This is a genomic window from Pseudomonas sp. MWU12-2345 (genome assembly GCF_023242385.1).
In the GTDB taxonomy this organism is placed as follows: domain Bacteria; phylum Pseudomonadota; class Gammaproteobacteria; order Pseudomonadales; family Pseudomonadaceae; genus Aquipseudomonas; species Aquipseudomonas gingeri_D.
The window spans coordinates 52,265-72,837 of record NZ_JALLJA010000002.1 but is presented as its reverse complement, the minus strand read 5'-3'; the positions used below and the strand labels follow the sequence as shown (position 1 = coordinate 72,837).

Sequence of the window (20,573 nt, the reverse complement as noted above, 5' to 3'; positions counted from 1 at the left end):
GCAGGGCTTTATCGATTACGCGCCGCGTCATCGCTCGCGTAACCGGCTTGGCCCCGACCGATTTATCGGGAACATCAAAGACCAACAGAGGAGAAACGACAACCTAACCAGATCAGCCAGACCAACAATGGCAACCGCACCTGAACGGTTAATCAGGAACCCGCTCGGAGACTCCGAATAGGCGTGAACAGTCCCCGCCTGCACATCAGTGCAAAGGGGGGCGAACAGGCACACAACGAACCATCCTCGGATGGTGTGTCGCTGAACCGGCAATGGTCAGAAGTTCTTACACATCCAGAGAGCGTCCCATGAGCGAATTCGATGCGGAGACCATTGCTGCGCGCCTCAAATCCGAGTCTAGGATTCGGAGAAAACCCCGAACTTATGCCCAGCGGCGCTCATTACTTGATAACTACAAACACGAGCTGTTGCAGCTTGATGCAGTAGGTTGCAATGGCAGCGAGTTGCAGCGCTGGATAGCCGAGAAAGGCATTACAGTCGAACGCTCGACTGTGAACCGCTGGCTACATCGGAACCGCCAGCATGGCTAAGTTCGCCAAACCGGCGAAGCAAGCAGCGTCCGTGATGAAGCAGCTGCAAGGCAGCCACATCAAATCGGTCAGCACCGTACGGAACTATGAACAACGCTTAAAGCAAATCACTGTCCATCTCCAAGAGCACCGCCTGGGCAGCCTTCGTGATATGACTCCGACTCGTGCCCTCGAATATCTACGACAACGTGCCGAAGTTGTTGGCCAAAAAACTCTGGATATGGAGCGGCAAGCCCTGCAAGCGATGATGCAACACGTCACTCATCAGCTCCCACCAAGTCAAACTCTGGTTGTCATCAAAAGCACCGCACCGGCAGCCCGAAAAGGAAAGGCCGGTCAGCCAACATTAGGTCGACGATTGGCCGAGCAATCGAGGTCATACACCCGTGAGCAAGTGACTCTCATCGCCGCTCGCCAGTCGCCACACAACGCCCTAGCAACCGAGATTTCCCATGCATCAGGCCTGCGTGCCCATGAGTTACTAACGCTGCGCCGTATCCACCACAAAGCCCCAGATGTTCGACCTGCGCATGCTTTGAAGTTTTCCGGCATCCGGGAAAACTCCATTGCCTACACCGTTCACGGTAAAGGTGGTCTTACCCGCGAGGTACGTATTCCGATCAACCTGGCTAGGCGCCTGGAAGCGACACGTCTACCAGAGGCTCGTAGCGTTACGGATCGAGGTGTCCGATACCAGCAGTTCTACGAACTTGGCGGCGGTCAGCCCTGGAGCAAATCATTCGGTGCGGCTTCAAAAGCAGCGCTTGGCTGGTCCAACGGAGCCCACGGGCTCCGTCACAGTTACGCCCAGGAACGCCTTAGCACGATGCAATGCCATCTCACCCGTGAAGAAGCAAAGCGCGTCGTCTCTCAGGAGTTGGGCCACTTTCGTCCAGAAATTACCGAGGTCTATCTACGATGACAGTCGCTAGACCTTCGCCGAAAAGATAAAGATTAAAAATGATTAAAAACAGATTAGTGCCTCCGGCGAAAATCTGTGCACAGCCGATTCGTCCTGGGCTAGAGACCGATATCAATGTCGCGTACCAGGAGTGCTGGAACGGTATCTACAGGGGTGCCAGAACGGCATCGTCGGAGTGCAGGAACGGTAACCGGGGGTGCTAGAACGGTATCACAGGTGGGCTGGAACGGTATCAGCGTTTATTGGCTAAGTGTCGCCGCTGCGAGGGGCTGGGAGTAGTTTTGACTCGCACCAGGTTCCCCTCTATCAGGTAACTAAATGGTTGTCCTGCTGCATTGCAGGCTCTTTCCACAGTATCTAACGATCGGCGCAAATCCTTTTTGAAATCAACTAAAGAGCTAGCTCGGCTTCCACACAGTCGATGCAGAGTTTCGACCCTCAGATTATAGGGTCGTGCATGAGTCACATAGAAACCATGTAGCCACTGCGCAAGCGGTCTCCCATGCAGCGTTTGACGAACAGACCAATCCACATCAGTGAACTGGTCATCAAGGAACAGCACCCGGAGCTTAGGATTCAATCGAATGACATAACTCCGTGAGTCATGGTCGCGGTAGACCTCGTGAATCAAACTCCCCTCGTATGAATGCTCGCCCACTCGAACCTGCAAGGCGGTCGCCTTCATTCTGCTTAGATGCCTATCTAAGATCGTTCGATTCTTTCCTGTATCGGTTCTACCGAGATCTTTCAGGAGTCGATAGGCGGTTACCCTGCACTCCGAACCTAGCTCCTGCATCCGCGCCAAGTGCAGCACGGTTTCCCACACGTCCAAATCCCCCTGATCAAGCAAGGCACCCGTGTAAAGTATGCTGATTCCACCCAGAGCGTTAATCTCCACTCGCTCAAGGTATGGACGGTGCCCCTTGCTGATTGCACCAAATAGCGCTGAGCGAAGAGCAACGTTCGGCACACGCCGAACCGAGTCAGACCAGTTCGGCAATAGGCCACGAACCTGTTCGATCTCCGCGTCTTGCAGCTTCGCGCGAGAGCGCTTTCTGTTCTCTTCTAGCCGGGCAAGGGTACGGCTAGGAATTGGCGTAATTACAGACATCGTTAACGAACGGATGCACTTATTTTTTCTGCAACCCAGGCATGCACTTGCTCGGCAGGCCATGCCACAGAATTCGCCCCAAGTGAAATCCCAGCAGGGAACTCGCCCGCCCGAATCAGGCGATATATCTGAGATTTGCTCAGCCCAACGAGGGCACAGACATTAGGAAGGCGAAGCAGTAGAGGTGAAACAAATTGACTAGCCATCTGGACGGGTCTCCTTGGAACCGGACTGGATGGCTAGGGATTTAATGGCACCTCAAGCGAGGAGTCATGGGAACTCCCAAATTCTCGGGGAAAATCCCAAGTTTTTTGGTTATGTGACTTCATGCCCACTATCGGATTTGGACGGGGCACGCATGTATTTTCTCAGTGTTTTATGATCTTTAGGCATGTCGACTCCGGCATCCTCTGCGAGAGATATGACGGCAGAATATAAATCGAAATTCTTACGCGGAGGATTGTTGAGCCTGGAGGCAGCACGCTTAATAGCCTCTGCGCGCATTTTGTCAGCGCTACCGAGTAACCGGCCAGAATGGGCCTTATCAACCTCCTTAATCAAATCAACCAAACCATTAATTATCTTATTAATAGTTCCCAACTCTTTTTCTTGAAAACCCTGACCGCCCTCACCCCCCTTAGCGCTCTCACCTGCATTAACGTTCAATATATAGTCTGGAGGTTCAACCCCTGCATCCAAAGCCCATTTAGCCAAAGCACTCTTAGACAAATATATTAAACCCGCAGGAATATCTTTAGCAGAACTGTCACTCTCACAGTACGAAGGGATAAGGTCTTTATCAACCCCGGACAGGGGATCACATGAACAATCCAAGTATTTTATGAGCCCATCAAAAAACAGTTTATAACTTCGAATTGAGCGTTGTGAAGAGCCCACCCTTCCAACCCAGAATATGTGACCAGGCAGCGCAACTTTTCCTTGGCGCACGCTGTACTCTAGACACAACTCCTTAATCAGCTCATGTAGAGCGTGTGCAGCATCTTGAGTATCAACTTTATAGTAACGAGCACACCCAGACACCAAGTCCGGTAATCGCATAACATCACTCATACGGCGTTCTCCTCGCCTGCGGTAGAAGCTACGACACTACTGCATGACAAAACATCTAAATGGTCGGCATACCACTGAAGCATCTCGCGACGGCCCTCCAGATACTGGGCATGGTTGTAGGTGCCGCGAATGCTGTTCTTGTCCACATGCGCCAATTGGGTTTCGACCCACTCACTGCGGTACCCCTGCTCATGCAGAGCGGTGGACATCGTGTGACGGAATCCATGACCTGTGGCACGACCGTCGTAGCCGGAGCGCTTCAACAGCTGGTTGATGGCGGCCTCGCTCATGGGCTTTGCCGGATCGTTACGACCAGGGAGCGCGAGAGTGTAACCACCAGTAATACTTTCCAACTCACGCAGTGCAGCCACCGCCTGCTTGGAGAGCGGGACTAGATGAGCGCGGCGCATCTTCATACGCGCAGCAGGAACCAGCCAGAGCGCCTTATCGAGGTCAAACTCCGACCAAGGAGCCCCCCTCAGCTCAGCCGTACGCACCCCCGTCAGAATCAGCAGGCGGGTGGCGATCTTAACTACGTCATGCCCCGGACACGCCTGAATACTGCGTATGAGCTCCGGGATTTCTGCAATAGGCAAGAAAGGATAGTGTCGGGAGGTAGGGGTCTGAAGCGCCCCTCCGATGTCTGCGATTGGGTTGTACTCAGCACGACCAGTGGCAATCGCGAAACGGTAGACCTCTTGGCAGCGTTGCCGAACCTTGCGCAGCTTCTCCAAAGCACCTCGCGACTCGATACGGCGAAATACCTGTAACCACTGCATGGGCTTGAGGTCGGTTAACGGGAAACGTCCCACTTGGGGAAAGATGTCCAGCTCGAAAGCTTCCATAACGTCACCGGAATAACCTACCGACCAGCGTGGCGACTTATGTTGATGCCACTCCAGCGCTAGGCTCTTGAACGTATTAGCGCGAGAGATAGCCGCCTGGGCCCGAGCGACCTTTCTCTCAAGCCCAGGATGCCGCCCCTGCGCCACAAACTGGCGAGCTTCAGAAGCAAGCTGCCGCGCCTGTGCGAGGGTTACCTTGTCGATGGTGCCAAGGGAAATATGCGACTGCTTGCCATCCAGGCGGAATCGGAAACGCCAGGACTTGCCGCCTACTGCGCGAATCCAGAGGAATAGGCCACTGCCATCGGCGAGGCCATAGTCCCTCTCGCGTGGTGCAGCATTCTTCACCTGAAGAGCCGTCAAAGGCATGTTGAGTACCTATAGATTATTGAACAACCTAAAGGTACTCGGATAGGCACTCAGAAGACAAGCGCTTGGGTGGAACCGGATGGCACCGCATAAAACAAGAAGCCCGCACTAGGCGGGCCTTCTGGGAATTCATGACACGGCTTGGCACTGCATGAATCTATTAAGTGGTGCCGGAGATAGGAATCGAACCTACGACCTTCGCGTTACGAGTGCGCTGCTCTACCGACTGAGCTACACCGGCGTGGCGCTAAAGCTAGCATCCGATGCCCCGGCGGGCAAGCTACTCGGGCTTGATCGCAATCACGCCCTGAATCCAGAAGCGCGGTTGGTAATGACCGCCGTATTGCTGCTGGTAGAGGTTGTTGCGCTCGTCCTGGTGAGGAACATCGCGGATTGCCACATAGGCCAGGAGCAGCACGGCGGCGCTGCTGATGCCCATCCAGGACCAATGGATAAAAGCATTGGGTTTGGCCGGCTCACGCCTCCAGACATGCAGCCCTATCAGCCAACCAACCACCAGCGACAACCAGAGCTGGGAGTACGGCATCACGATCACACCGTCGACCATGGATTGGGTCAGGGCGCCGATCAGGCTGGCGAACAGGCACAGGCGCAGCAGATCGGTCGACTCATGGGAAGTCGAGCGCTCGCGAATCAGGCGCAAGGTCGCCCACAGGCCGCGCCCGACCAACCCCATCACCAGCAAGGTGGAAGGAATCCCCCATTCACTGGCCCATTGCAGGATCGCTTGATGCGGATGGGCCGCGATGGGATTGTGGATATCCGCAAAGTGCATGGGGCCAAAGCCGAGCCAGGGGCGTTCGCGGATCATGTCCCAAGCCTGTTGCCAGAGTGGGCCTCGGCCGGAAAGCGAGGTGGTCAGACGATCGCTGACAACATTGCTCACCTCCATGTCGAGGTAGCCGGTGAGGACGCTGAACAAGAGCCAGTAAAGTATGCCCCCGACTATAACCGCAGATAGTTGCCAGGCGATCCAACGCCTGCCGATGTGACCGCAGAAGAACAGCACACCAACGGCTACACCCAAGCCAAGCCAGGTACCGCGAGTGCCGCCGGTTACAGCGATCAGCCACCAGAGACTCAAGAGCGAGAAGCTCCAGATCCGGGTGGAGCCTTTGGTGGCAGGCAGCAGAAGAGGGAAAGCCAGAAGCGGCAGGGTGAAGGTCTGGAACTGGCCGTAGAAACGTTTGTTGGAGAAACCACTCAGAAATTCGTCGGGATCCAGCATCCGTATACCCGAGAAAAGCCAATGGAATGCCAATGTCAGGAAATCAAAGCTCTTGAAGGCACAGATAAAAACAATAAACAGAATCAGCAGCCGATCAAGCGATGCCCCATTTAATCGACGTGTGCGGGCAAAGGCTTCAGCACAACAACAAGAGGCGACGATCAAGGCGACCTCTGTAAGCGCCCAGAGTGGTTGATGTGCGGAGAGGGAAGAGACGATGCCGGCCAGCAAGACCAGCCCGCAGGCCAGGAGCGCGGGCCGCTCGACAAGACTGGATGCATAGGGTGTTCGGCAGAAAAGAAGGAGAACCACTGCCGAACCGGCGATGACGAGTTGTCCTAAACGCTGAAGCGTATGCCCGCCCAGACCGTGCCCAAGGACCATCACCGCGGCGATCAGCAGCGTGAGTACCAGCCAAGTCCTTGTTCGCCCAGTCCAGGCAGCGTCCATTACCACCTCGGAATGTCCATTTCAGGTAGTTTACAGAGGGTTCAGGCTTTCGGTGCCAACATCAACGGTGGCTTGGGGTGCGCTCTGTCACAGACCTGCTGAGCCCCTCTGCTGCATCCAAGCTCTAGGGTTCGCTGGGCATCCTCCGGTCTCCCCAACGCTTTCAAGGTCTCAGCCATCCCCACGTATGGCTTGGCGTAACCGGGCTTCAACCGGATAGCCTGTTCAAAATCCAGCCTAGCTTTTTCGAACTCTTTCAACTCAAAAAAAGCTCTACCTCTTTGATGGTAAGCATATGAATAGCTAGGTTTCAAGGAAATTGACTTGTCATATTCTTTCAACGCCTGCTCGATAAACCCGGCTTCAAAAAAAGCATTACCAAGATTGTAATAAATTCTATAACCACCGTACAGCCCTGGGGTATCGCCCTGAGCCTCCAGATAGCGGGCGGCATCGTCCCAGACAAAATAAGGCGAGGATATAGCCATCAACCGATCATAAGAAAGCCCGGATAGATACAGCGCAAAGACAGGTAGTAGCGTAGCGAGATAGAAACGTTTGAGCCGACGAACCCCCATTGCCAGGGCAATAAACATCCCCGGCACCCACAGATAGCTGCGATATAGGACAAAAGGTTCCTGCAGGCGCACTGAGGCCAGCTCCGTGGCAAAGAGCACCCACGGGAACAATAATGAGAATCCGAAAAGCCCTCTGCTACCACCGCGAATCAACAATAGAAAAGCCGCAGCACCATAAGCCACAAATCCTACAAGCCCCACCCAGAGCCACCACACCCCATAACTTAATGGGAAGGGCACTCTCAGATCGAGTCCCATCGCGCTGCTCTGGGGCAAAATCAATATTGAAAGGTACTTGAAGAACAACCCCATCTGATTGAACAGGCTCAACAGGTAAAAAGAGCCCTGAGGCTTGAATAGTTCATCACGAAGGAGCTCTTCACTATTCATTTCATAATTCTGACCTATCACTCCTTTAAGCCACAGTACGACAGAGATCGAGACAATTGCCTGAACAGCTAGCGCAGAAAAAATTTCACGTGCGCCGAGAGTCGACGGCAAGCGACTCCGATGATGCAATACCCATAACAGAAAGCACAATACTGGCAGCATCACTGCATGCTCTTTGGCATACATAGATAAAAGGATGCACACACAGGAAATCCAAAGTGCCCAACGCTTACCGCACAACCCCTGCCAAAACGCCCATAAACCCAGTAAGCCAAACAGCGTGGCACAAACAGTGGTGCGCTGAATCAAGTAACCCTGAGTCATGATAGCCAGCGGGTGGATCGCGAATATAAATGTAGCAAAAAAGGCAGCGGTATCTGTTTTTAGGGAAAAAATCCCGCTACGTTCCAGAGTATTCAGAAGCTGGCGGATCAGTCCGAACAGGGCAAGGCTCGCCAAGCCATGGATAAATAGATTCTCCAGTCTGAGGGAAATAATTTTATCGCTGATATAGACGAAGCTGGCGGCCATGGAGTAGTCCACCCACCAACGCGGAGTCCAGAGAAAACCTTTAGCGATGACCGACAATGGACCGTCAGCCCGAAAGAAAGGCTCATCGTCAAAAATGAGAGCACTATTCAAAAACGAGAATGAAAGTACTAATAGCAGGCCGGCAGAGAGCACGGTAAAAAATAAAAACCCCGAGCGACGCGAAACCATAGAGCTCTCTTTATTAATAACTTCAAAATAAAGCAAGTTTCTTAGTTGTACAAAACCAGCCCCTCCTTCTCAGAGAAGGAGATGCCGGTTTCATTTCTCAACAACTCAAAATGCCATTTCAGCGCACGCGTTACTTACACGCATTATTGGTCAAACAGGTACCGCCAGTGATCCACTGAATACCGCCATTAATAAGGTTAGGTGTAAGAGTTAGTGTATAACTGCCCGCCGCTGCAGTACCGGCCATGCTGATCACGCCGCTCGATACAGTCATACCTGCTGCAAGGTTAGTCGTAGCTGGAGCAGCAGCGGGGATACCGCTGGAGCCCGCATTACAACCACTGAAGTTGGTGCCCCCGGAATCCGTGATGCAAAGTGCCACAGCCGTCTTGTAGCCATCAGCAATCGAAAGCACTTCAGCGAAACGTGCTCGCTGCGTATAGGTGTTATAAGCCGGCAACGCAATAGCTGCCAAAATGCCGATGATCGCGACAACGATCATCAGTTCGATCAAGGTGAAACCCTTTTGAGCATTCATATTTCGTCTCCAAACGTGAGCAAAGGCGTTATGACTCCGATAACGATTAGCACAGCCCGTGCCATACCGCTCAGTACAGCTCAGCACCTGCCAAAATGCCCTGCCACGCCAAGAGCGCTGCTTCAGAACAACAAAACCTGACATTTTTTGTCACCCACCTACCTCCGATTTGGCACCATCGCCCGACTACGCTATAAGACTCCGACTGTTTGCGTTTGGTGCTCAAATGAACGATATCGCCCTTTCCGGTCTGGCCAAGCAACTGGTTGCCGCCGAGCTGATTACCGACAAGAACGCTCAGCAGGCGTATCAACAGGCTCAGCGCAATCGGGTGTCCCTAGTCAGCTACCTAGTCCAGAACAAACTGGTAAAGAGCCGCCAAGTAGCAGAAATCGCCTCAGAGCATTTCGGGGTCGCCTTGCTCGACCTGAGCTGTCTTGACAAGGAGAGTCAGCCTAAAGGCCTTGTCAGCGAAAAGCTGATCCGTCAGCACCATGTCCTGCCACTCTGGCGGCGTGGGAATAAATTGTTTGTCGGGATATCCGACCCCAGCAATCACCAAGCAATTACCGATATCCAGTTCAGCACAGGGCTCACCACCGAAGCTATCCTTGTCGAAGACGACAAGCTTGCCGATGCCATCGACAAGTTCTTCGACAGCCACACCAGTGGCCTTGAGGACATGGCAGATGTCGACCTCGAAGGCCTGGATATAGAGTCGGTTGATGACAAGAAACACGAACAGATCGCTGGTCAGGATGCCGACGATGCCCCAGTGGTACGCTTCGTCAACAAAATGTTGCTAGACGCTATCAAAGGCGGCTCCTCAGACTTGCACTTCGAACCCTATGAAAAGGTCTACCGCGTTCGCCTGCGTACCGACGGCATCCTGCGCGAAGTGGCCAAACCGCCGATCCATCTCGCCAGCCGTATCGCCGCACGCCTGAAAGTCATGGCCAGCATGGATATCTCGGAGCGCCGCAAGCCCCAGGATGGGCGCATCAAGATGCGTATCTCGAAGACCAAGGCCATCGACTTCCGGGTCAACACCCTGCCGACGCTGTGGGGCGAAAAGATCGTGATGCGGATCCTCGACCCATCCAGCGCCCAGATGGGGATTGATGCACTCGGCTACGAGCCGGATCAGAAAGCACTCTATATGGCAGCCCTGAAACAACCGCAGGGCATGATCCTGGTCACCGGCCCCACCGGTTCGGGTAAAACCGTTTCGCTCTACACCGGCCTGAATATCCTCAACACCGTGGACATCAATATCTCCACCGCCGAAGACCCGGTGGAAATCAATATGGAAGGCATCAACCAGGTCAACGTCAACCCGAAACAAGGGTTGGACTTTGCCCAGGCGCTACGCTCGTTCCTGCGCCAGGACCCGGACGTGATCATGGTCGGCGAGATCCGCGACCTGGAAACCGCCGAGATCGCCATCAAGGCCGCCCAGACCGGCCACATGGTGCTGTCCACCCTGCACACCAACAGCGCGGCCGAAACCCTGACCCGCCTGCACAACATGGGCATTCCCGGTTTCAACATTGCCACCTCGATAAACCTGATCATCGCCCAGCGGCTGGCGCGCAAGCTTTGCAGCCACTGCAAGAAGGAAATCGATATCCCCGAGGAAGCCCTGATCAAGGAAGGCTTTCCTGCGGATAAAATCGGCACCTTCAAGATCTACGAGCCCGTCGGCTGCGAGCAATGCAACGGGGGCTACAAAGGCAGGATCGGGATCTACGAAGTGGTCAAGAACACCCCGGACCTGCAACGACTGATCATGGCCGAAGGCAACTCCATCGAGATCGCCACCCAGATGCGCAAGGACGGCTTCAATGACCTGCGCACCTCGGGCCTGCAAAAAGCCATGCAAGGGCTGACCAGCCTGGAAGAAGTCAACCGCGTGACCAAGGACTAAACCATGGCGACCAAAGCAGTCAAAGTCAGCGTTTATGCCTGGGAAGGGACGGATAAGAAAGGTAATAAAATGTCCGGCGAGCTCACCGGCCACAACCCGGCGCTGATCAAGGCACAGCTACGTAAACAAGGGGTCAACCCGGGCAGAGTGCGGAAAAAAAGCAACTCTATCTTCAGCAAAGGCAAACGTATCAAGCCTCTGGATATCGCTCTGTTCACCCGCCAAATGGCAACGATGATGAAGGCCGGTGTGCCGCTGCTGCAGTCCTTCGATATCATCGGCGAGGGCTTCGAAAACCCGAATATGCGCAAGCTGGTGGACGACATCAAGCAGGAAGTTGCGGCCGGTAACAGCTTCGCAACATCCTTGCGTAAGAAGCCGGAATACTTCGACGATTTATATTGCAATCTGGTTGACGCGGGTGAACAAGCTGGCGCCCTGGAAAACCTGCTCGAACGGGTAGCCACCTACAAAGAAAAGACCGAAGCCCTGAAAGCCAAGATCAAAAAAGCAATGAACTACCCGATTGCCGTCGTACTCGTGGCGGTCATTGTCTCCGGGATCCTGCTGATCAAGGTCGTGCCGCAGTTCCAGGCTATTTTCAAGGGTTTTGGCGCAGAGCTTCCAGCCTTCACCCTGATGGTGATCGGACTCTCCAACGTGGTGCAAGAGTGGTGGTGGATCATTATTCTGGCGTTGGTTGCGGCAGTCTATTCCCTGAGACGGGCGCATAGAACATCTGAGCGTTTTCGCAATTGGATGGACAGGACACTGCTAAAAATGCCAATCGTCGGCGGCATACTCTACAAATCCGCCGTCGCTCGCTACGCACGAACCCTCTCAACTACCTTCGCTGCCGGCGTTCCGCTCGTCGAAGCCCTTGACTCCGTGGCTGGTGCCACCGGTAATGTCGTCTTCAGGAATGCGGTCAACCGCGTAAAGCAGGACGTCTCCACCGGCATGCAGCTGAACTTCTCCATGCGGACTACCGGTGTGTTTCCGAACATGGCCATCCAGATGACAGCAATCGGCGAAGAGTCCGGCGCCCTGGACGATATGCTCGACAAAGTCGCCACCTACTACGAAGGCGAAGTCGACAATATGGTCGACAGCCTTACCAGCCTGATGGAACCCATCATCATGACCGTACTCGGCATAATTGTCGGCGGTCTGGTAATCGCCATGTACCTGCCTATCTTCAAACTCGGCTCAGTAGTCTGAACATGCCCCTACCCGACTTCCTGGCCAGCCACCCGCTGGCCTTTGTTTTTTTCGCCCTGCTCCTCGGCCTGATCGTCGGCAGCTTCCTCAACGTCGTCGTCTGGCGCCTGCCGAAAATGCTCCAACGCGACTGGCGCACCCAGGCCCACGAGGTCCTCGGCCTGCCCCAACCCGCGCCCGATCCGACCTACAACCTGCTCCTGCCCCACTCCCATTGCCCGCACTGCAATCACCAACTGCGCGCCTGGGAAAACCTCCCTCTGATCAGCTACACCCTGCTGCGCGGCAAATGCTCCAGCTGCAAGGCCCCCATCAGCAAACGCTACCCACTCACCGAACTGGCTTGCGGCCTGCTCTCGGCCTTTGTCGCCTGGCATTTCGGTTTCGGCTGGCCCGCCGCCCTGATGCTGGTGCTGACCTGGGGCCTGCTGGCCATGAGCCTGATCGACGCCGATCACCAGCTCCTGCCTGACGCCCTGGTCCTGCCACTGCTCTGGCTCGGCCTGATCGCCAACCACTTCGGTCTCCTCACCGACCTGGACGACGCCCTGTGGGGCGCCGTAGCCGGTTACCTGAGCCTCTGGTCTGTCTACTGGCTGTTCAAGCTGCTCACCGGCAAGGAAGGCATGGGTCATGGCGACTTCAAGCTGCTGGCGATGCTCGGCGCCTGGGGCGGCTGGCAGATCCTGCCGTTGACCATCCTGCTCTCATCCCTGGTGGGCGCGGTGCTGGGCCTGATTCTGTTGCGCCTGCGCAACGCCCAGACCTCGACGCCGATCCCCTTCGGTCCCTATCTGGCAATTGCCGGCTGGATTGCCTTGCTCTGGGGTGGTCAAATAACCGCTTCCTATCTGCAGTTTGCCGGTTTTAAATGAGCACAGCCGTTTCAACACCCTGGATTCTCGGCCTTACCGGCGGCATCGGTAGCGGCAAGAGCGCTGCGGCGCAACACTTTATCGACCTCGGCATCCACACCGTGGACGCCGATCACGCCGCCCGCTGGGTGGTGGAGCCCGGTCGCCCGGCGCTGGCGAAGATCGCCGAACACTTCGGCCCCGGCGTGCTGCAAGCCGACGGCCAACTGGACCGCGCCGCCCTGCGCACGCTGATCTTCGAAGCCCCGGAGCAACGGCACTGGCTCGAAGCCCTGCTGCATCCGCTGATCGGCGAAGAGATCGCCAGCCACCTGGCCCGGGCACAATCGCCCTATGCGATCCTGGTCTCGCCGCTGCTGATCGAATCGGGACAATACAAGAACACCCAGCGCGTGCTGGTGATCGACGCCCCACAGGCGTTGCAGATCCAACGCACACAACAGCGCGACCAGACCAGCGAACAACAGGTGCAGGCCATCCTCAAGGTCCAGGCCAGTCGCGAAGAGCGCTTGCGCCATGCCGACGATGTGCTGGTCAACGACCGCGACCAGGCCTGGCTACGGAGCGAGGTCGAGCGTCTGCATCACTTTTATCTGACTTTGCGTGGAGGCCACTCATGAGCCAACCCTTGACCGTTGAATGCCCGACCTGCGGCGCCCCCGTGGAATGGATTGCCGCCAATCCGCAGCGGCCGTTCTGCTCCGACCGCTGCAAACTGATCGACCTCGGCGCCTGGGCCTCGGAAGAACACAAGATTCCCGTCAGCCCCGATGCCGAGGACGACCTGTTCTCCGACGATCTGCCACCCCGCGCCCACTGATCACCAGGGGATCAGGGGATCAGGGGATCAGGGCCGCATAAAACCGTAGTCCTGCTCGTCATCGAGGTTCTCGGCGAGAAATTGCAGTTCGTCCGCCAGATCTTCAGCACTGCGCAACACCTTGCTCTGCTGCACCACCGCACTGAGCAAGGCGCGCAGGCCCAGCCCCGGTTCGAATCCCTCCACTTGTGCATCTTCCAGACTGGCCTGCACCTGCTGACGCGCCCATTCGTACACACTCATGACCTTGCTCCCGGTTTTTTCCGCAGCATGGTCGTGGGGCGAACCTGCTGGCTTGACCCAGGTCAACGGGGCTCATTGTCCTTCCAGGGGGCCGACAGGTAGCGAGTGCGGTTGAAGGTTTCCAGCCACTCCGGACAGAACACCACCAGCGCGCTGACCACCATGCCGTTGATAAAAGCCTCGGGAAAAATGATCAGCCACAGGTAACCGACAAAATCCCCCAGCCACTCCGGCAGGGCGAAACGCCCGTCGAACCAGAGCAATCCAAGGCTCGCCAGCAGACAGAGCAAAGCCGCCAGGGCGGCGGCGAAAAAGCCCGAGCAGAAGATATACACAAAGGGATTACGCGGCTGCGCCCGCTCCACCAGGATCGCGCAGACCTCCGTCACCAGCACCGGCAGCAGGATCAGCAAGGTGCCGTTGACGCCGAGCGCGGCCAGGTCCTGGCGTCCCAGCAACACCAGGCCGAGCTTCGCCACCAGACCACCGACAATCGCCAGCGGCCAGTCCAGCAACAGGGTCACCGCCGTCAGGCCGATAAAGTGATAGGACACCCCGGTGTCAAAGTCACGTCGCACCAGCCAGAGCAGGAACAAGGCGAAGACCGTGCCGAACAGCAGGTGCTGGCGGCGACTGTCAGTGAACAGCTCGACCCAGGGCGAACGCCAGATCGCCCAGGCCACCACCGGCAGATAGATCAGCCAACCGATGACCAGGCTGGCGGGCGACAGCAGTTGCGCGCCGATCATAAAAACATCTCCACACTCCGCGGACTCGATAACACTTGCCGGCTTGAGTCCTGAAGTCTACACCGCCCGTTACGACGCATCGCGTCGACAAAAATTGCCCAGGACTTCCAGCCTTTGCAGTTTCGACGCTAAGCTTGGGCCATGGACGACTCGGATTTTCTACGCTTGCTGACCATCCAGGCGGAGCAAGCCAACACCTTTCTTTCCAATGCCCGCAAATGGGAGCGTGAGCGTTGGGTCTGCCAGCGCCTGCTGCAAGGACTGAACATTCCCTATCGCGCCGAAGACTTCCACCCCGCCCAGGAGCCGCCGGACGTGCTGTTTCGCGATGCCTGCTTCGAGGTGTTTTTCGTCCTCGACGAAGGCCGGCGGCTGAACGATGAGTGGCGCGAAGAGTTGCAGCGCCGGCGCAGCGCCTTTTCCCTGAGCCAGCTGGTGCGCCGCGAAGCCAAGCCCAGGCGCATTCCCGCCTCCGAGTTGTTGCAGCGGCTGGCCCCGACCCTGCGCAAGAAAGCCCACAATTACAAGGAGCGCGGGCTGGACCTGGGTGAGCTGGACATCATCGCCTTCGCCAGTCTCAAGCGCGAAGTGCTCGATCTCAACAGCCACTTCCCGCCGCCGACCGAATACCTGCGCCAGGGCTGGCGCTCGCTGTCGCTGGTGGGGCCGACCTTCGCCCGGGTGCTGTTCGCCCACCCCGATGCCCCGGACTTCCTGCGGGGCAATCTGGGGCGCAGCATTGTTTTCGACGTCGGCATCAGTTTGTAAGCCATGGCGTAATCACTGTACCAGTGATACAAAGCACCTTAGTGACGTCTACCTGACGAGGCTCCCATGACCAGCCGCCTGAACCCCGACGACCAGCAGCATGTCGATCAGTATCTGCAGCTTCCCCAACACCAAGTCGAGCGCCGGCCCTTTCGGCCGTGGATGCTCCTGGTGGTGGTGCTCGCCGTGGTCATCGGCCTGGGCCTGTTGAGCCGTTTCCTGAGTTACCTGGTGCTATGAGCTGCCTCGCGCTCGCCCGGATAACGCAGGCACAGATTTCCTTTAGCCTTGCGAGATATCCCCATGAACCATCGTATCGTGATCGTCGGCGGCGGCGCCGGCGGCCTGGAACTGGCGACCCGCCTGGGTAAGACCCTGGGCAGACGCGGCATTGCCAGCGTCATGCTGGTCGACGCGAACCTGACCCATATCTGGAAACCCCTGCTGCATGAGGTGGCGGCCGGCTCCCTCAACTCTTCGGCCGACGAGCTCAACTATGTCGCCCAGGCGAAATGGAACCACTTCGAGTTCCAGCTTGGGCGTATGAGCGGGCTCGACCGCGAGCAGAAAAAAATCCAGCTGGCCGCCACCTATGACGAACACGGCGTGGAGCTGCTGCCTGCCCGGGAACTGGGCTACGACTCGCTGGTGATCGCGGTGGGCAGCACCACCAACGATTTCGGCACCGAGGGCGCGGCGCAACACTGCCTGTTCCTCGACACCCGCAAACAGGCCGAGCGTTTCCACCAGCAGTTGCTCAACCACTACCTGCGCGCCCATGCCGGACAGACCGATACGGTCGAGCAGATCAGCGTGGCGATTGTCGGCGCCGGTGCCACGGGCGTGGAACTGGCGGCGGAGCTGCATAACGCCGCTCACGAGCTGGCGGCCTATGGCCTGGACCGGATCAAACCGGAAAACATGCACATCACCCTGATCGAGGCCGGTCCTCGGGTGTTGCCGGCCTTGCCGGAGCGTATCGGCGGACCGGTGCACAAGACCCTGGAAAAACTCGGGGTGCGGGTCATGACCAATGCAGCCGTGAGTGAAGTGACCGCGGACAACCTGGTGACCGCCGACGGCCAGGTGATTGCGGCGAGCCTCAAGGTCTGGGCGGCAGGGATTCGCGCACCGGGCTTTCTCAAGGACATCGATGGCCTGGAAACCAACCGGATCAATCAGCTCCAGGTATTGCCGACGCTGCAGACCACCCGCGACGAGAATATCTTTGCCTTCGGTGATTGCGCGGCCTGTCCGCAGCCAGGGACCGACCGCAATGTACCGCCACGGGCACAGGCGGCCCACCAGCAGGCGTCATTGCTGGCCAAGTCGCTGAAACTGCGTATCGAAGGCAAGACCTTGCCGGAATATCGCTATACCGACTACGGCTCGCTGATTTCGTTGTCGAGGTTCTCCGCCGTCGGCAACCTGATGGGTAACCTGACCGGTAGCGTGATGCTGGAAGGCTGGCTGGCGCGGATGTTCTATGTGTCGCTGTACCGGATGCACCAGATGGCGCTGTATGGCACCTTCCGCACCCTGATGCTGATGCTGGGCAGCCGGATCGGACGCGGGACCGACCCACGGTTGAAGTTGCACTGATAGCGGGTGCCATAGTAGGAGCGAGCTTGCTCGCGATGGTCGTGAACAATAACGCGTGTTTAGCCGGTACACGCGGCGCTCTTGAGCCCATCGCGAGCAAGCTCGCTCCTACAGTCCAGGGCGATCAAAAGCCTTGAGTAAAATACAGGCAAAAAAAAGCACCCTTGCGGGTGCTTTTTTTCTGAAGATGGTCGGGGTAAGGGGATTCGAACTCCTGACATCCTGCTCCCAAAGCAGGCGCGCTACCGGACTGCGCTATACCCCGGTAAAAAAAAGGCACCCGTTAAAGGCGCCTTCTGCGATCAGCGCTTTTGGCCTCTGATCTTAAGATTCAATCCCAGCGAACTGGTTTCAAAAATGGTGGGTCGTGTGGGATTCGAACCTACGACCAATTGGTTAAAAGCCAACTGCTCTACCAACTGAGCTAACGACCCAAAAATGGTCGGGGTAAGGGGATTCGAACTCCTGACATCCTGCTCCCAAAGCAGGCGCGCTACCGGACTGCGCTATACCCCGATTTGAAATTGGCTCCGTGACCAGGACTCGAACCTGGGACCCAATGATTAACAGTCATTTGCTCTACCGACTGAGCTATCACGGAACTACATATTTCAAGTTACAACCTTTACCACAGACTTTCATCGCTGAAAGCTTCCTCAACCAGGCTTTTGCATCGCTGCGTTCGCTTGTCTGAGGCGCGCTATTCTACAACTCTGAAAACCTCTGTCAACCCCTTAAATTGCTTTCAAGACAATGATTTGCAATCTTTTTTCGAACTTCCCTTGTGGGAGAAATCCGAGGGGTGACGTACTGCGGGGCGCACTTTACAAGCCTTTGCCCCTGAGTTCAACGCCCTATCGAAAAAAACCTGCGAAATCGCAATACACTGTGTAGGAGCCGGCTTGCCGGCGATGAGGCCAGCAAGCCTTGCATCGACCTTGCGGACGCCATCGCCGGCAAGCCGGCTCCTACAAGGGTGATCCCGGGTACTCAGGCAAACACGATCTCGTCGTTGACCACCGAGGCCGTCACGCTCGTTCCCGGCAGGAACCGCCCCGACAGGATCAACTGCGCCAACGGGTTCTCGATCCAGCGCTGGATCGCACGCTTGAGCGGCCGCGCGCCATAGACCGGGTCGTAGCCCACCGCGATCAACTTGTCCAAGGCCTCGCTGCTCAGTTCCAGCTTCAGCTCGCGCTCCACCAGGCGACTGCGCAGGCGACCCAACTGGATCTCGGTGATACCGGCGATCTGATCCCGGGCCAAAGGCTCGAAAATCACCACCTCGTCGATCCGGTTGATGAACTCCGGCCGGAAATGCGTACTCACCGCATCCATGACCGCTGCCCGCTGCGCCTCGCGATCCCCCACCAACTCCTGGATCTGCGCCGAGCCCAGGTTGGAGGTCATCACGATCACGGTATTGCGGAAGTCCACCGTACGACCATGGCTATCGGTCAGGCGACCGTCTTCCAGCACCTGCAGCAGGATGTTGAACACATCCGGGTGGGCCTTCTCGACCTCGTCCAGCAGGATCACCGAGTAAGGCTTGCGCCGTACGGCCTCGGTCAGGTAACCGCCTTCCTCATAGCCCACATAGCCCGGTGGCGCCCCGATCAGGCGCGCCACGGAGTGTTTCTCCATGAACTCCGACATATCGATGCGCACCATGGCCTCTTCGGTATCGAAAAGGAATTCGGCCAGGGCCTTGCACAGCTCGGTCTTGCCCACCCCGGTCGGGCCGAGGAACATGAAGGAACCGCTCGGACGGTTCGGATCGGACAAGCCGGCCCGGGAACGGCGTACCGCGTTGGCCACCGCCACCACCGCCTCGTTCTGGCCGATCACGCGCTGGTGCAGCAGGCTTTCCATCTTCAACAGTTTGTCGCGCTCGCCTTCGAGCATCTTGGACACCGGGATACCGGTCCACTTCGACACCACTTCGGCGATTTCCTCTTCGGTCACCTTGCTGCGCAGCAGCTGGTTCTCGCTCTTGCCGTGCTGGTCGACCATCTGCAGGCTGCGTTCCAGATCCGGAATCACGCCATATTGCAGCTCGGCCATACGGTTGAGATCGCCTTTACGGCGTGCCGTTTCCAATTCCTGGCGCGACTGCTCGATTTTCTGCTGGATCTGCGCCGAGCCCTGCACTTCGGCTTTTTCCGAAGTCCAGACCTCTTCCAGGTCGGCGTACTCGCGTTCCAGGCGGACAATTTCTTCCTGGAGTTTTTCCAGGCGTTTTTTCGCCGCTTCGTCGTCTTCTTTCTTCAGGGCCTGGGATTCGACCTTGAGCTGGATCAGGCGACGCTCCAGACGGTCCAGCACTTCCGGCTTGGAGTCGATTTCCATGCGGATACGGCTGGCGGCCTCGTCGATCAGGTCGATGGCCTTGTCCGGCAACTGGCGGTCGGTGATATAACGATGACTGAGCTTGGCCGCCGCGATAATCGCACCGTCGGTGATCGCCACCTTGTGGTGCACTTCGTAACGCTCTTTCAGGCCACGGAGGATGGCAATGGTGTCCTCCTCGCTCGGCTCTTCCACCAGTACCTTCTGGAAGCGCCGCTCAAGGGCCGCATCCTTCTCTATATATTGGCGATATTCATTGAGCGTGGTCGCCCCGACGCAATGCAGCTCGCCACGGGCCAAGGCCGGTTTGAGCATGTTGCCCGCATCCATCGAGCCTTCGCCCTTGCCGGCGCCGACCATGGTGTGCAGTTCGTCGATAAACAGAATGATCTGCCCTTCCTGCTTCGACAGTTCGTTGAGCAGCGACTTCAGGCGCTCTTCGAACTCGCCGCGGTACTTGGCGCCGGCAATCAGCGCGCCCATGTCCAGGGACAGCAGGCGCTTGCCCTTCAGGCCATCCGGCACCTCGCCATTGATGATGCGCTGGGCCAGGCCCTCGGCAATGGCGGTCTTGCCCACGCCGGGCTCGCCAATCAGCACCGGGTTGTTCTTGGTCCGCCGTTGCAGCACCTGGATCGTGCGACGGATCTCGTCGTCACGGCCGATCACCGGGTCGAGCTTGCCTTCTTCGGCACGCTTGGTCAGGTCGACGGTGTACTTGTCCAGGGCCTGGCGCGCGCCCTCGGCGTTGGGGTCATTGACCGCCTCGCCGCCGCGCAGGTTGTTGATGGCATTCTCCAGGGCCTTCTTGCTCACACCCTGGCCGAGCAGCAACTTGCCCAGCTTGCTGTTCTCATCCATGGCGGCGAGCAGCACCAGCTCGCTGGAAATGAATTGGTCGCCCTTCTGCTGGGCCAGGCGATCGGCCTGGTTGAGCAGGCGCGCCAGATCCTGGGACATGTTCACGTCGCCGGTGGGATTCTGGATTTTCGGCAATTGATCGAGCTCTTTGCTCAATTCCTTGCGCAGGCTGTTGATGTCGAAACCGACCTGCAACAGCAGGGGTTTGATCGAGCCGCCCTGCTGTTCCAGCAGCGCCTGCATCAAGTGCGCAGGCTCGATGGCCGGATGATCGTGGCCGACCGCCAGGGATTGGGCGTCTGACAACGCCAACTGCAATTTGCTGGTTAAACGATCTATACGCATGAGTCACCTTCCTTTGGAG

At 57.2% G+C, this 20,573-nt stretch carries 20 protein-coding genes and 5 tRNA genes; 10 read left to right on the top strand and 15 right to left on the bottom strand.

What is annotated here, in order from left to right:
• Nucleotides 1-308: 308 nt before the first annotated feature.
• Together M5C71_RS06700 and M5C71_RS06695 are read left to right on the top strand one after the other, a co-directional pair.
• A complete protein-coding gene (locus tag M5C71_RS06700; protein ID WP_248747512.1) occupies nt 309-551 on the top strand; it encodes a hypothetical protein in 243 nt (80 codons plus the stop codon).
• A complete protein-coding gene (locus M5C71_RS06695) occupies nt 544-1,473 on the top strand; it encodes a site-specific integrase (RefSeq protein WP_248747511.1) in 930 nt (309 codons plus the stop codon). Before M5C71_RS06700 ends, M5C71_RS06695 begins: the two co-directional genes overlap by 8 nt.
• 232 nt (nt 1,474-1,705) lie before the next feature.
• Here the strand turns inward: M5C71_RS06695 and trfA are convergent, their stop codons facing one another.
• The 8 genes from trfA to M5C71_RS06655 form a co-directional block, all read right to left on the bottom strand.
• Nucleotides 1,706-2,584, bottom strand: coding sequence for a plasmid replication initiator TrfA (trfA, locus tag M5C71_RS06690; protein ID WP_248747510.1), 879 nt, complete (start codon nt 2,582-2,584; stop codon nt 1,706-1,708).
• 2 nt (nt 2,585-2,586) lie between these two features.
• Nucleotides 2,587-2,790, bottom strand: coding sequence for an AlpA family transcriptional regulator (locus tag M5C71_RS06685; protein ID WP_248747509.1), 204 nt, complete (start codon nt 2,788-2,790; stop codon nt 2,587-2,589).
• A gap of 109 nt (nt 2,791-2,899) precedes the next feature.
• Nucleotides 2,900-3,655, bottom strand: coding sequence for a hypothetical protein (locus tag M5C71_RS06680; RefSeq protein ID WP_248747508.1), 756 nt, complete (start codon nt 3,653-3,655; stop codon nt 2,900-2,902).
• Entirely contained in the window at nt 3,652-4,869 is a 1,218-nt protein-coding gene (locus M5C71_RS06675) for a tyrosine-type recombinase/integrase (protein ID WP_248747507.1), read from the bottom strand. The genes M5C71_RS06680 and M5C71_RS06675 overlap by 4 nt, the downstream gene beginning before the upstream one ends.
• Nucleotides 4,870-5,034: 165 nt before the next feature.
• Nucleotides 5,035-5,110, bottom strand: a tRNA-Thr gene (locus M5C71_RS06670).
• A 39-nt stretch (nt 5,111-5,149) separates the two neighbouring features.
• Complete coding sequence (locus tag M5C71_RS06665; protein WP_248767511.1) at nt 5,150-6,568, bottom strand: O-antigen ligase family protein; 1,419 nt, start codon at nt 6,566-6,568, stop codon at nt 5,150-5,152.
• Between the two features lie 41 nt (nt 6,569-6,609).
• Nucleotides 6,610-8,256 (bottom strand): tetratricopeptide repeat protein, encoded by a 1,647-nt coding sequence (locus M5C71_RS06660; protein WP_248747505.1) that lies wholly within the window; start codon nt 8,254-8,256, stop codon nt 6,610-6,612.
• A 130-nt stretch (nt 8,257-8,386) separates the two neighbouring features.
• Nucleotides 8,387-8,794 (bottom strand): prepilin-type N-terminal cleavage/methylation domain-containing protein, encoded by a 408-nt coding sequence (locus M5C71_RS06655; RefSeq protein WP_248747504.1) that lies wholly within the window; start codon nt 8,792-8,794, stop codon nt 8,387-8,389.
• Nucleotides 8,795-9,020: 226 nt separating this feature from the next.
• Between M5C71_RS06655 and pilB the strand changes: the two genes are divergently transcribed.
• Genes pilB through yacG form a run of 5 tightly spaced genes read left to right on the top strand, consistent with a single transcriptional unit; the run spans nt 9,021 to nt 13,637 of the window.
• The gene (pilB, locus tag M5C71_RS06650) at nt 9,021-10,721 is read left to right on the top strand and encodes a type IV-A pilus assembly ATPase PilB (protein WP_248747503.1); all 1,701 of its coding nucleotides are present in this window, start codon (nt 9,021-9,023) and stop codon (nt 10,719-10,721) included.
• Nucleotides 10,722-10,724: 3 nt separating this feature from the next.
• On the top strand, nt 10,725-11,942 hold the full coding sequence (locus M5C71_RS06645) for a type II secretion system F family protein (RefSeq protein ID WP_248747502.1): 1,218 nt from the start codon (nt 10,725-10,727) through the stop codon (nt 11,940-11,942).
• Nucleotides 11,943-11,944: 2 nt separating this feature from the next.
• On the top strand, nt 11,945-12,817 hold the full coding sequence (locus tag M5C71_RS06640) for an A24 family peptidase (RefSeq protein WP_248767510.1): 873 nt from the start codon (nt 11,945-11,947) through the stop codon (nt 12,815-12,817).
• Nucleotides 12,814-13,437 carry a dephospho-CoA kinase gene (coaE, locus tag M5C71_RS06635; RefSeq protein ID WP_248767509.1) on the top strand — a complete coding sequence of 208 codons (624 nt, stop codon included), beginning with the start codon at nt 12,814-12,816 and terminating at the stop codon, nt 13,435-13,437. Before M5C71_RS06640 ends, coaE begins: the two co-directional genes overlap by 4 nt.
• Nucleotides 13,434-13,637 carry a DNA gyrase inhibitor YacG gene (gene yacG, locus M5C71_RS06630; RefSeq protein ID WP_248747499.1) on the top strand — a complete coding sequence of 68 codons (204 nt, stop codon included), beginning with the start codon at nt 13,434-13,436 and terminating at the stop codon, nt 13,635-13,637. Before coaE ends, yacG begins: the two co-directional genes overlap by 4 nt.
• A gap of 27 nt (nt 13,638-13,664) precedes the next feature.
• Here yacG and M5C71_RS06625 read toward each other — a convergent pair whose 3' ends face one another.
• Together M5C71_RS06625 and M5C71_RS06620 are read right to left on the bottom strand one after the other, a co-directional pair.
• Complete coding sequence (locus M5C71_RS06625; protein ID WP_218225756.1) at nt 13,665-13,880, bottom strand: hypothetical protein; 216 nt, start codon at nt 13,878-13,880, stop codon at nt 13,665-13,667.
• Nucleotides 13,881-13,942: 62 nt separating this feature from the next.
• The gene (locus M5C71_RS06620) at nt 13,943-14,629 is read right to left on the bottom strand and encodes an energy-coupling factor ABC transporter permease (RefSeq protein ID WP_248767508.1); all 687 of its coding nucleotides are present in this window, start codon (nt 14,627-14,629) and stop codon (nt 13,943-13,945) included.
• 141 nt (nt 14,630-14,770) lie between these two features.
• Between M5C71_RS06620 and M5C71_RS06615 the strand changes: the two genes are divergently transcribed.
• The 3 genes from M5C71_RS06615 (at nt 14,771) to M5C71_RS06605 (ending at nt 16,999) form a co-directional block, all read left to right on the top strand.
• Nucleotides 14,771-15,397, top strand: a complete 627-nt coding sequence (locus M5C71_RS06615; RefSeq protein ID WP_103494689.1) for a DUF1780 domain-containing protein — start codon at nt 14,771-14,773, stop codon at nt 15,395-15,397.
• Between the two features lie 66 nt (nt 15,398-15,463).
• The gene (locus M5C71_RS06610; RefSeq protein ID WP_100941192.1) at nt 15,464-15,637 is read left to right on the top strand and encodes a DUF3094 family protein; all 174 of its coding nucleotides are present in this window, start codon (nt 15,464-15,466) and stop codon (nt 15,635-15,637) included.
• 63 nt (nt 15,638-15,700) lie between these two features.
• On the top strand, nt 15,701-16,999 hold the full coding sequence (locus M5C71_RS06605) for an NAD(P)/FAD-dependent oxidoreductase (protein ID WP_103494688.1): 1,299 nt from the start codon (nt 15,701-15,703) through the stop codon (nt 16,997-16,999).
• A gap of 188 nt (nt 17,000-17,187) precedes the next feature.
• On the opposite strand, the gene M5C71_RS06600 is transcribed toward M5C71_RS06605, so the two are convergent.
• The 5 genes from M5C71_RS06600 to clpB all read right to left on the bottom strand — a co-directional run bounded on the left by M5C71_RS06600 (nt 17,188) and on the right by clpB (nt 20,554).
• Nucleotides 17,188-17,264 (bottom strand) — tRNA-Pro (locus M5C71_RS06600).
• A gap of 93 nt (nt 17,265-17,357) precedes the next feature.
• Nucleotides 17,358-17,433: transfer RNA gene (locus tag M5C71_RS06595), tRNA-Lys, on the bottom strand.
• Between the two features lie 5 nt (nt 17,434-17,438).
• Nucleotides 17,439-17,515: transfer RNA gene (locus tag M5C71_RS06590), tRNA-Pro, on the bottom strand.
• 9 nt (nt 17,516-17,524) lie between these two features.
• Nucleotides 17,525-17,600 (bottom strand) — tRNA-Asn (locus M5C71_RS06585).
• A 389-nt stretch (nt 17,601-17,989) separates the two neighbouring features.
• On the bottom strand, nt 17,990-20,554 hold the full coding sequence (clpB, locus tag M5C71_RS06580) for an ATP-dependent chaperone ClpB (RefSeq protein ID WP_248767507.1): 2,565 nt from the start codon (nt 20,552-20,554) through the stop codon (nt 17,990-17,992).
• Nucleotides 20,555-20,573: the final 19 nt, after the last annotated feature.

Coding starts and splice junctions, on each gene's coding strand:
- M5C71_RS06680 (WP_248747508.1), bottom strand. CDS start 3,655: ATGAGTGATGTTATGCGATTACCGGACTTGGTGTCTGGGTGTGCTCGT.
- M5C71_RS06645 (WP_248747502.1), top strand. CDS start 10,725: ATGGCGACCAAAGCAGTCAAAGTCAGCGTTTATGCCTGGGAAGGGACG.
- M5C71_RS06625 (WP_218225756.1), bottom strand. CDS start 13,880: ATGAGTGTGTACGAATGGGCGCGTCAGCAGGTGCAGGCCAGTCTGGAA.
- trfA (WP_248747510.1), bottom strand. CDS start 2,584: ATGTCTGTAATTACGCCAATTCCTAGCCGTACCCTTGCCCGGCTAGAA.
- M5C71_RS06620 (WP_248767508.1), bottom strand. CDS start 14,629: ATGATCGGCGCGCAACTGCTGTCGCCCGCCAGCCTGGTCATCGGTTGG.
- M5C71_RS06610 (WP_100941192.1), top strand. CDS start 15,464: ATGACCAGCCGCCTGAACCCCGACGACCAGCAGCATGTCGATCAGTAT.
- M5C71_RS06615 (WP_103494689.1), top strand. CDS start 14,771: ATGGACGACTCGGATTTTCTACGCTTGCTGACCATCCAGGCGGAGCAA.
- pilB (WP_248747503.1), top strand. CDS start 9,021: ATGAACGATATCGCCCTTTCCGGTCTGGCCAAGCAACTGGTTGCCGCC.
- M5C71_RS06655 (WP_248747504.1), bottom strand. CDS start 8,794: ATGAATGCTCAAAAGGGTTTCACCTTGATCGAACTGATGATCGTTGTC.
- M5C71_RS06660 (WP_248747505.1), bottom strand. CDS start 8,256: ATGGTTTCGCGTCGCTCGGGGTTTTTATTTTTTACCGTGCTCTCTGCC.
- M5C71_RS06605 (WP_103494688.1), top strand. CDS start 15,701: ATGAACCATCGTATCGTGATCGTCGGCGGCGGCGCCGGCGGCCTGGAA.
- M5C71_RS06695 (WP_248747511.1), top strand. CDS start 544: ATGGCTAAGTTCGCCAAACCGGCGAAGCAAGCAGCGTCCGTGATGAAG.
- M5C71_RS06675 (WP_248747507.1), bottom strand. CDS start 4,869: ATGCCTTTGACGGCTCTTCAGGTGAAGAATGCTGCACCACGCGAGAGG.
- coaE (WP_248767509.1), top strand. CDS start 12,814: ATGAGCACAGCCGTTTCAACACCCTGGATTCTCGGCCTTACCGGCGGC.
- M5C71_RS06665 (WP_248767511.1), bottom strand. CDS start 6,568: ATGGACGCTGCCTGGACTGGGCGAACAAGGACTTGGCTGGTACTCACG.
- M5C71_RS06700 (WP_248747512.1), top strand. CDS start 309: ATGAGCGAATTCGATGCGGAGACCATTGCTGCGCGCCTCAAATCCGAG.
- M5C71_RS06685 (WP_248747509.1), bottom strand. CDS start 2,790: ATGGCTAGTCAATTTGTTTCACCTCTACTGCTTCGCCTTCCTAATGTC.
- yacG (WP_248747499.1), top strand. CDS start 13,434: ATGAGCCAACCCTTGACCGTTGAATGCCCGACCTGCGGCGCCCCCGTG.
- M5C71_RS06640 (WP_248767510.1), top strand. CDS start 11,945: ATGCCCCTACCCGACTTCCTGGCCAGCCACCCGCTGGCCTTTGTTTTT.
- clpB (WP_248767507.1), bottom strand. CDS start 20,554: ATGCGTATAGATCGTTTAACCAGCAAATTGCAGTTGGCGTTGTCAGAC.